Annotated in this window: 3 protein-coding genes and 5 pseudogenes; 6 read left to right on the top strand and 2 right to left on the bottom strand. The window is 59.3% G+C overall.

Annotation, left to right across the window (positions count from 1 at the left end; genetic code table 11):
• Window positions 1-1,272, bottom strand: a pseudogene (locus NKI10_RS30570) (hypothetical protein); the annotation flags it as partial.
• A gap of 283 nt (window positions 1,273-1,555) precedes the next feature.
• Entirely contained in the window at window positions 1,556-2,128 is a 573-nt protein-coding gene (locus NKI10_RS30565; protein ID WP_352800690.1) for an aldehyde dehydrogenase family protein, read from the bottom strand.
• Window positions 2,129-2,552: 424 nt separating this feature from the next.
• Here NKI10_RS30565 and NKI10_RS30560 point away from each other — a divergent pair.
• The 6 genes and pseudogenes from NKI10_RS30560 to NKI10_RS30535 form a co-directional block, all read left to right on the top strand.
• Window positions 2,553-2,901 (top strand): annotated as a pseudogene (locus NKI10_RS30560) (DDE-type integrase/transposase/recombinase); the annotation flags it as partial.
• A 357-nt stretch (window positions 2,902-3,258) separates the two neighbouring features.
• Window positions 3,259-3,635 (top strand): annotated as a pseudogene (locus tag NKI10_RS30555) (type IV secretory system conjugative DNA transfer family protein); the annotation flags it as partial.
• 636 nt (window positions 3,636-4,271) lie between these two features.
• Window positions 4,272-6,806, top strand: a complete 2,535-nt coding sequence (locus tag NKI10_RS30550; protein WP_352515267.1) for a two-component system VirA-like sensor kinase — start codon at window positions 4,272-4,274, stop codon at window positions 6,804-6,806.
• 504 nt (window positions 6,807-7,310) lie between these two features.
• Entirely contained in the window at window positions 7,311-7,502 is a 192-nt protein-coding gene (locus tag NKI10_RS30545) for a hypothetical protein (protein WP_023679698.1), read from the top strand.
• Between the two features lie 192 nt (window positions 7,503-7,694).
• Window positions 7,695-8,127, top strand: a pseudogene (locus tag NKI10_RS30540) (PfkB family carbohydrate kinase); the annotation flags it as partial.
• A gap of 191 nt (window positions 8,128-8,318) precedes the next feature.
• Window positions 8,319-8,499: pseudogene (locus tag NKI10_RS30535) on the top strand (transposase); the annotation flags it as partial.

Genomic DNA, 8,499 nt, shown 5'->3' with positions numbered 1-8,499 from the left:
TGCGGGATCCGAGGCTTGGTGATGGGGCCCAGTAGGCACGAAAGACGATGCCAGAACAGCGTCGTCTTCATTAGCTTTCCCAGGGGGGAGATACTCTGGCCAACTGTATTCCTCCTGCGGCCCGCTGTGCTGCGCAGCGGCGTCCCCAATGGCACGAGCCTCCATGTCGACTGCGTCTTCCGGACGAGCAGCAAGGGCAATTTCGCGCCCGAGTGCGGCGTACGGCGGGAACTTCCGGAGATGAGCTAGTGCACTGATCCACCGGTTACCACTGGAGTCCAAATAGCGCCTGGCATCTTCATCCAGCGACCCCTCGTAAAGCCGAGCCGCAATCCCCGGCCTGTTGTTTTCATGCAGGTAATGACTGAAACGTCTAAGAGTAGCCGCATAGTCCTGAATGGTTTTGGGATTCGGCCCGGTCGCAGGCGCTGCCTCGTACTTTTTGACCAGAGCCGCTTTGTAATCTCTGATGAGCTCGGCGTCGACAGGGTCGGGATTCAGGGCAGCGCGGCCCACCATTGGCGCTCCGCGCGCCGACTCTTTGAGACGACCCAGTGCTCTAGCCACGTTCGAGGAGCCACTCTCGCGCTGGTACTCCTTGAGATCCTGATCCAGCAACGGATCGTCAAGCCGAGCAGCAAATCCCGGCTTGTTATTATCAAAGAGCCAACGACCAAAGCCGAGAAGAGAATTTACATGGTCCGTGACCGTGCGCTCCCCGACCTTACCGGCATAGAGTGCTGACCTCAGCCCTTCGACAACGGTCGCATCGTTGGAATAAAGAGGACGCTTGTCGCGACCGGAGACCACTACTGGAGGATCTGGCTGCACCGCCGCCGGCAGAGAACGAGCATGGTCACGCAACTCGACCCGTGCGGGGGGATTCAGATCAACCACTGACGAATCCGGCGCATGATGATGGCGCGCCGTTGAGTGACCCCGCTGCAGCACCGAGGCACCCAGCATCGACCCACTGCCTCCGGCGTACGGCGCCGCGGCGTGTTCTTGTCCGATCCCTTGCATCATGGGCTGCGCTTCCCATGGGGCCGCGCCTTCGATGAGGTTCAGGTCTCCCTGAGACGGATGAGGATGGAACGGGTCTGGCAGAGCCGGAACGCCGGGGGCGGGAATTTGGGCAGCGGCTTGGCGCGCCTCGCCCGAGCGCTGCTCAAAGCCCTCTTGCCCGGCCTGTGCCGCTTGCTCTTGAGATGCCGGGGGCTGCACCTGCCGCCAACCTGTTACATTGGATAGGTCAAATTTGTGCCGGTTCACGCTAGCCTCACGTCCACAGATCAGCTGAGCAACCTACTCGGGCATACTTACGAGAAGCTGACGAGGTCCGCGGTCCCGGAGCGGGTAGGCCTAATTTTCTGCGCGCCGATTGCGCTGGCGCGACGTAGCCCGGCCTTTTGCCAGCTCGGCAGCTACGGCTCGCAAAGAGCGTCGTAAGGCTTGCGGAGCCGCCCCTCAGCTCCCGTCGAGGAGCAATCCTCAATTCACATATTTGGAGATGGCTCGCTGGTTTACCGGTCTGCGAGCCCTGCAAGCCCATGCTTCAGCATGCCGCCCTGCAGAGGTATTTCATTTCGAGGTAGTCCTCGAGGCAATGGCGGGAACCCTCCCGCCCGATGCCGGACTGCTTCACTCGGCCGAAAGGCGCGGCTTCCGACGACATGCGTCCCGTGTTCATACCACCATGCCATATTCCAAGGCCTCGGCCACACGCCAAACACGCTTCCGTTTGAGGCACAAATGTGGGCGGCAAGGCCGTAGATCGTGTCGTTGGCCTCATGCACGACCTATCCGCATCGTCGAAGCAATCACAGGCGCCAACCGCCCGAATGTCTCTTTCTTGCGCGATGGTCATCTCGCTGGAGACAGGACCGATAGTTCGACGTGCCATTCGCGCGATGCGTTTGCCCCCGCATCGAATTCTGCGGCCTTTCGCGACGGCATCTGCGATATGGGATTCGATTTTGGCCAGAGCCTGCCTGTCGATCAGCACCGATCGCCACTCCGGAGCAAAGCCCTCGCCAACGATAAGTGGCGGACTTTCTCCACGAATTCTCGACAAACACCTTCGTGAACGCCTGACTGGACGGGGGTAGGCGTGCAGAACAGGTCGCATAACCACGCCATCGTTCGGCGACTGCAGCCGCGAAGCGTCTCGAACACACATCGGCTCGATGCGGTTGCGTCCAGAATGCATCGGCGAGCGGCGGGAGTCTTCGCTATATTCGCCCCCGACATCCCGAAGTCCTCCAGCTTGCCTGCCAAAAAGGGGTGTTGCATGAATAAACCCGCTTTCGTCGCCGTCAGCCGCGTGCCCAGGAAGGACGACAGCCTCCATAGCAAGAATGCGAGATGATCATCGTATTCAGCGGCAGCGTGCCGGCGAAATTGGGTTTTCGGCAGGCCAAATAGCGCGATGCAGAAGGATGGTGAGGATTTCGCGTCCGCTGACGCGTAGGTTCGTCAACGCTTATCCAGTATCGAGATAACAACGCCGCTGCGCAGGAACGAATTCTGAGAGCGCACCCTGCGAGAGGTTGCGCTTGCTGACGCGGCTGTGGAAGAAGCAGGGGCTCGCGCCGAAGCGCATGATCACCGACTAGCTTCGCTCGTATGGAGCGGCAAAGCGACAGATGATGCCGGACGTCGAGCACCGGTCGCACAAGGGGTTGAACAACAGAGCGGAGAATTCCCATGTGCCGCCGCGAAAACGGGAGCGGATGATGCAGGGGTCCGATCGCCGGGAGGCCTGCAACGCTTCGTCTCGACCTTGTCAGCCCTCCGCAACCTCTTCGTCCCGCCCCGCCCCAAACGTTCTGCTCTCGCCATACATGTTCATGCTTGCAAGCCATCGCCGAATCGAAGGCCGTGACTGGAACGCCCGCATGAATTCAGCAGCAGCAGCCCTCGGCCGGCCAATTTCAGACAACGTGACAACCCCGACCGACAAGCCTATGTCGTCAAATCGCCAAACCGACGCGACGAACTCGTGCTGGTCGGCAAGGCGATAGTGGCTGGAGCATCAACTCGGCCGACGAGAGTGGCCACACCATCCTAGACAGGATCGGCCGATATGCCCGGCATCGCCGCTCTGCAAAAAGCACAGCGGGCATCCAGACGTTGCCGGGTTGACTATGGGTGTCCGAACCGCGAAAAGAGGCCGCTCTTTATGAGTGGCGTGCGCTGGCAGTCTAACCCCAAGCCCCCCGCCCGGGCTGCCGGCGCGCTTCTAGGAACATCGAGGTAGATGACGAGACTCCGAACTACATTTCCAAAGCTATCGGTGGATTCACATTTCAAGCCCAATCGATTTCCTACAGCCAGGCGCGAACGTTCGACTGGAACATTCAGAATTCACATCAAGGTGCACCGCTGTTGCGTCCCGAACAGGTTCGGCTGCTCGATGACGAGTACGAGATTGTTCTCATCAAGGTCTGCCACCATTAAAATTGAGGAAGGTGCGATATTTTTCGGATCGCATTCTGAAACGCATCTTTGAAAGCCAGACAGGCGCCCTCCCGGAGCCGGCGCCCTTGACGGGAGCAGAGGAGGCGCTCTCCGCAGAATCTCAACTCGGTGACCCGCTGTGTGAATTGGCGCAGGACTTTGACGATACAGTTTGATGTGAGGCTAGTATGAACCCGCGAAATAGTAATCCATCCCGTGTAACAGCTTTGTCGCAGGTGCAGGACGCCGGCTTGGAAGACGGGCAAGCGGTCCAGGCCCGGCGAGTGGGCTTTGAGCAGCACGTGTCCGAGGCGCTCCGGCCGCTGTTCGATGGTCGAGCTGACGAGCCGCCTACCGGTCCAGAGGAGCTTCTGCGACTGGAACAGGGGTTTCGCGAGGTGCTTCAGCGAGGGCAGGATCATCAAGCCGCCTCGTCTTTTTTCAGCGATCCAAGGATGCCCGCTGGACGGGATGACCCCAAGGGAAGCGTGTCGGACGCTTTCGCAGCAGCCGGCTCTAGGCACGCCGAGGCCGCCGCCCCGCCAGTGTTAGCTGCCAGCCAACAGCAGATCCGGCCCTCGCCAGTTGCGTTTGACCGGCCGGTATCATCCTCGGCTGCTGCAGGCGTGCGCTTGTATGCCCCTTCGATGATCTCTCGGAAGACCAGTTCCGAAAACTGCGATCAGTTGCCCGCCTTGTGCTGGCGCCTCGCCGTCGAGGTCGAAACGCCCGCGATTCAATGGAAGGTCAGCGGGCCATGGGGGCAGAGTGCAACGGTGTCTACACCGCCTATTTGAGGGGGAGAGGTACACTTGGCTTTCCTGTTCCAGCAGCATCCGGCCGCACACCGACGCGATGGGGAGCTAGAATTCAAATCGGACCTTCGCAAGGCACGCACCGCGGCTCAAACGCCGTTCGTTTGGGAAAAATGGCTCAGTACCGACAAAGCTTCTGTGATGGCCCTAGTGGCCTCGGTTGCGCTCTTGGTCGCGATACAGTGGCAAGACCCCCAGATCAACGAGGCGGTCCTAAGCGAACTGCGGACGATTCAGATCAACTACGCATTGCTCCAGCGAGACGTCGCCCGCGCCGACATGGTATTGGACTTCCGTTCCGTTGCTTCTACCGGGCAAGCATTAAAAAGGAACCTTCAACACTACCAACGCCTTGTTGAGATTTCGCCCAATGAGAGCTCCGGGGTGCACTCCAGGTTGGTTGCACAGCTCAAAAAGTCCCTCGAAAACACAGAAGCTGCCATCTCGGCCTCGGCCGCGCAAAATGAGCTTCTGCAAAGCTCTCTCGTACGCTTTGCTCGCTCGGCTAATCGCCTTCGGGGGGGAGTGTCGAACAGGCCTGAATTTTCCAATCTGATCCTTCAATTTTCGGCCAGACCGGGATTCAGCCTCGCATTACAAATCGATCAGTCTCTCCGCCGACTTCCTCCTAGCCAGGACCAAGTCACGGAGGATGTTGCCCGCGAGGGCCGCGCTATCCTGTCCTCAATGTTGAGGTTGGACCGCGCTGTCAATCGGATCCCATCCTTCGACACGTTCGCCAAGGCTGCCGAATTGGAGCGAGAACATCTGAAAGCCTACAGCTTCGCCAGCGCGCAAGCGCAGCGTACACGACTTTTCTTTGGCTTGGTGTCCATATGCCTCTGCTTGTTTGCGACCATTCGAGCCTCCACGCAGCATGTGCGGACGAACCGGTTGGAAAGGCGGTTAGAGCTTGAAGCGGCGATGAGTGAGATCGAAGCTTGTTTCATCGACAGTCAAGCAACGAAGGCTTCGCGGCGCTTCTCCACCGAAGCAGCGCTTAGACTCATTCAATGCGTTTTCGATGCGGATCAATGCGCGCTTGCTCTGGTGGATCCGAGTATCAGCAGGAATACCGAGTACTTTGTCGCGAACAAGCGCATGCGCGTCTGGAACGCCGCGCTAATCCATGAAGTCGTCTCACTTGTACACCCGGAACAGCCAGTGTTTCGCGTCGTTCCGGCGTCGGAAGTGGTTCGGACTGCCGTAGGCACTACCGGTGTTTGTCAAATTGTTGGTTGCAGGGCCTCCGATCAGCAGGCTGCGGTTTGTATCCTTGTTTTTGAAGGAGATCGCTCACCACCCTCCACAGACGACCTCCTGGTTCTGGCGAGCGCTACTGTGCGTTTAGGCAACCATCTTGAAATGCAACGTGTACACACGGAACGTAACCTTTTTGAGAGTCGATGGGAGCATGCGGAAAGGCTGACGGCTGTCGGCACAATCGCAAGCGGCGTTACACATGAATTCAATAATGTTCTAGGAGCAATAGTCGGCTACGCAGAGATGGCTAAAGGTCTTGTGCGCCGCCCCTCGAGAATTCGGGGCCACATCGGCCAAATTATCTTGGCCAGCAACCGAGCCAAGCTGATTATTGATCAAATTTTGTCACTAAGCCGAACTCGGAAGCGCGTGACGATGCCTTTCGACGTCTCGGAGAGTGTAATGGATCTCGCGCCATTGCTGCGGGTTACAGTTCGTGCGGATGTTCAGTTGAACTTCAAGATCAACGAGTGGCAAACGGTGATCGAGGGCAGCCCGACCGAGTTACAGCAAATCCTTATGAATCTATGCAAGAACGCGTCGGAGGCTCTCTTGAATGAGGGCCGTGTCCAGATTAGCGTTTCTCGCGCTCACGTCTGTCAAACGAAGCCCGTGGCTAAGGGCACCTTGAAACCGGGAGATTACGTTCTCCTCTCCATCAGCGACGATGGCCAAGGAATCGCAAGTTCGGTGCTTCCGCACATCTTCGAGCCCTTTTTTACCACGCGCTCTCGCGTCGGCGGGACCGGACTGGGTCTTGCTGCAGTGGACCGCCATGTGAGCGCGCTCGCAGGATGCCTTGACGTCACCTCGGCTGTTGGCCGAGGTACACGCTTCGATCTCTACTTACCGGCCTGCGCTGAGGAGCAGGTCAGAGCTGATAGCGCTTCCGGTCCATACGATGGATCACTTGGCAATGGAGAAATCATTGCAGTCGTGGAGCCCGATCCAGCAGCGTTGGAGATCTACAACGATAAGATCGCCGCGCTTGGTTATAAGCCTGTCGGCTTCGCGACCTTCGAAAGTCTTTGCGACTGGATCGAGAGCGGGAAGGCAGCCGACCTCCTCATTTTCGATCAAGCGACTTTCCTCGGGCCAGGACAGCCCGAAGCCGTACGTACCACCCTGATGACGGTGCCCATCATCGTCGTTGGTGGAAGCGACCCCATGCCGATCACATCTGGTAATCAGACCTTCGTCCTTTGGCTAGCCAAACCGGTCTCGTCCAGGACGATGGAGCATGCAATTCGTAGGATGATAATGGCATGATGCCGCCGACGCGCTCAGGCTACCGAGCTACCGAGGCAATCGGAGGCGGAGCCGGCTGGGATCCAGCAAATCAAGAGCGTCGGACGATCTCTGCGCACCCGGCTCATGGCGAGTTCCCCTCGAACACTGTCGTCGGCTTCCGCCCAAGGAAGGGCTCCCCGACCACGGCAAACCTGCCGCCGTGCTCGTGACCGTCAAGGACAAGTCGCCGCGCGATGGGGTCTGCGGGCCTCCATCCTTGACAAGTCACTGCGCGCTGGCGGCGACAGGCGACGGGTAATATAAGGTCGGGACGAGGAGATGGTCGCCAATCGGTCATGCAAGATGGTTGACGAAAAGCAAAGCTTGACAATCATCGCCCCATTCACGCCAGACTTCTCCTGTGCGCTCATCACTCGGCTACGCTCATCACCGATTTAATTCAAATTTGTCTGTATATATTGACGATTGCACCACCTTCACCTCGTAAACGGCAATGCGGGCGGATGGAGAGGGTTCTATGATATGACAAGCGATTTTTCCGCCGCCCGAGGGCATTTAGATCGAGCGTATGACTACCTTTGTGGGGATGACCCGATGAGTCAAAGGGGCCGCGAAGCCTTGGATCTGCTAATTGAGGCGGTTGCCGTCGAAGAGTTCAAGCAGCCACGCCAAAGCGCGGAGGTGCTAAGGTTTCCGATCGGGCGCCGCTGCTGAGGTAATCTCCACGGCCGCCATGTAGCCTCAGGTGGCAGGGACTCGCCGCCCCGTGAGGGCCGGGAACGAACGCATTGGCAAAAGGAAAGCCCACTTGCCAAACCCGCGCCCGGCCGGCGTGGTAAGAAGGCCGGCGGGTTCCCAAGCGGAGACATTGACGCCGGACTATGACGTTCTTTGCATCGGCAATGCAGCGCCGGCAACACCGCCGCCGGCGTAGGCAGCTTCGGCGGGCGCGCCGCCTTCTTCGGCAGGTGACGAACGACGCGCTCGGCGAGATCTACGCCCACGACATCCACGCCCAGGGCGTCGCTTCGACACCGAACCGCTAGTGGGACAACCACCGACGGCATGCTCGATGAACTTCGTAACGCCCGATGGCGAGCGCTTATCTCGGCGCCTGCTTCGAACTCGGCCCGACGATGTCGAACCGGACAAGGCTTCGGGCACCAAGGTCACTTATTTCGAGGGCTATCTGGGGGACCCGCCGCGCGCCAAGCAAGCGATCCGGCAGACCGCGCGGCTGGCGCATGCCGCTGGGCGCGAAGTGTCGATGACGCTGTCGTATTCGTTTTGCGTCGACCCCTACCGCGACGAGTTCGTCGAGCTGATCCGCTCCGGCACGGCAGCAGCAGGTCGTCTGGATCGCCGGGACTATCCGGGTGAGTACGTCGGGGTAGTGTGCTGAGAGTTCTGCAAATTCGCTGAGAGGGGGCGGTCATGGCAGGCTGGTGATTGTTCACGTCACCGATTGCCGCGAAGGAACGCCACCATGACCAAGACTGAAGTTAAGACCGCCAGCGCTGCGGTCAAAGCAAGGGCGTCGAGTTGGTTGTGTCCGACGATCACGCCGGCCTGGTGGCAGCGATCGGCGAGGTGATCCCCGAAGCCGACTGGCAACGCTGCTACGTGCACTTCCTCAGGAACGCGCTCGATCATCTGCCGAGGAAGCACGGCGACGATTGTCTGCAGGAACTGCGCTGGCTCTACGACCGGC

Origin of the sequence: Mesorhizobium sp. M0802, assembly GCF_040320115.1 — a bacterium.
In the GTDB taxonomy this organism is placed as follows: Bacteria; Pseudomonadota; Alphaproteobacteria; order Rhizobiales; family Rhizobiaceae; genus Mesorhizobium.
This window is presented reverse-complemented; position numbering and strand designations above follow the sequence as displayed.

Coding starts and splice junctions, on each gene's coding strand:
- NKI10_RS30565 (WP_352800690.1), bottom strand. CDS start 2,128: ATGCGACCTGTTCTGCACGCCTACCCCCGTCCAGTCAGGCGTTCACGA.
- NKI10_RS30545 (WP_023679698.1), top strand. CDS start 7,311: ATGACAAGCGATTTTTCCGCCGCCCGAGGGCATTTAGATCGAGCGTAT.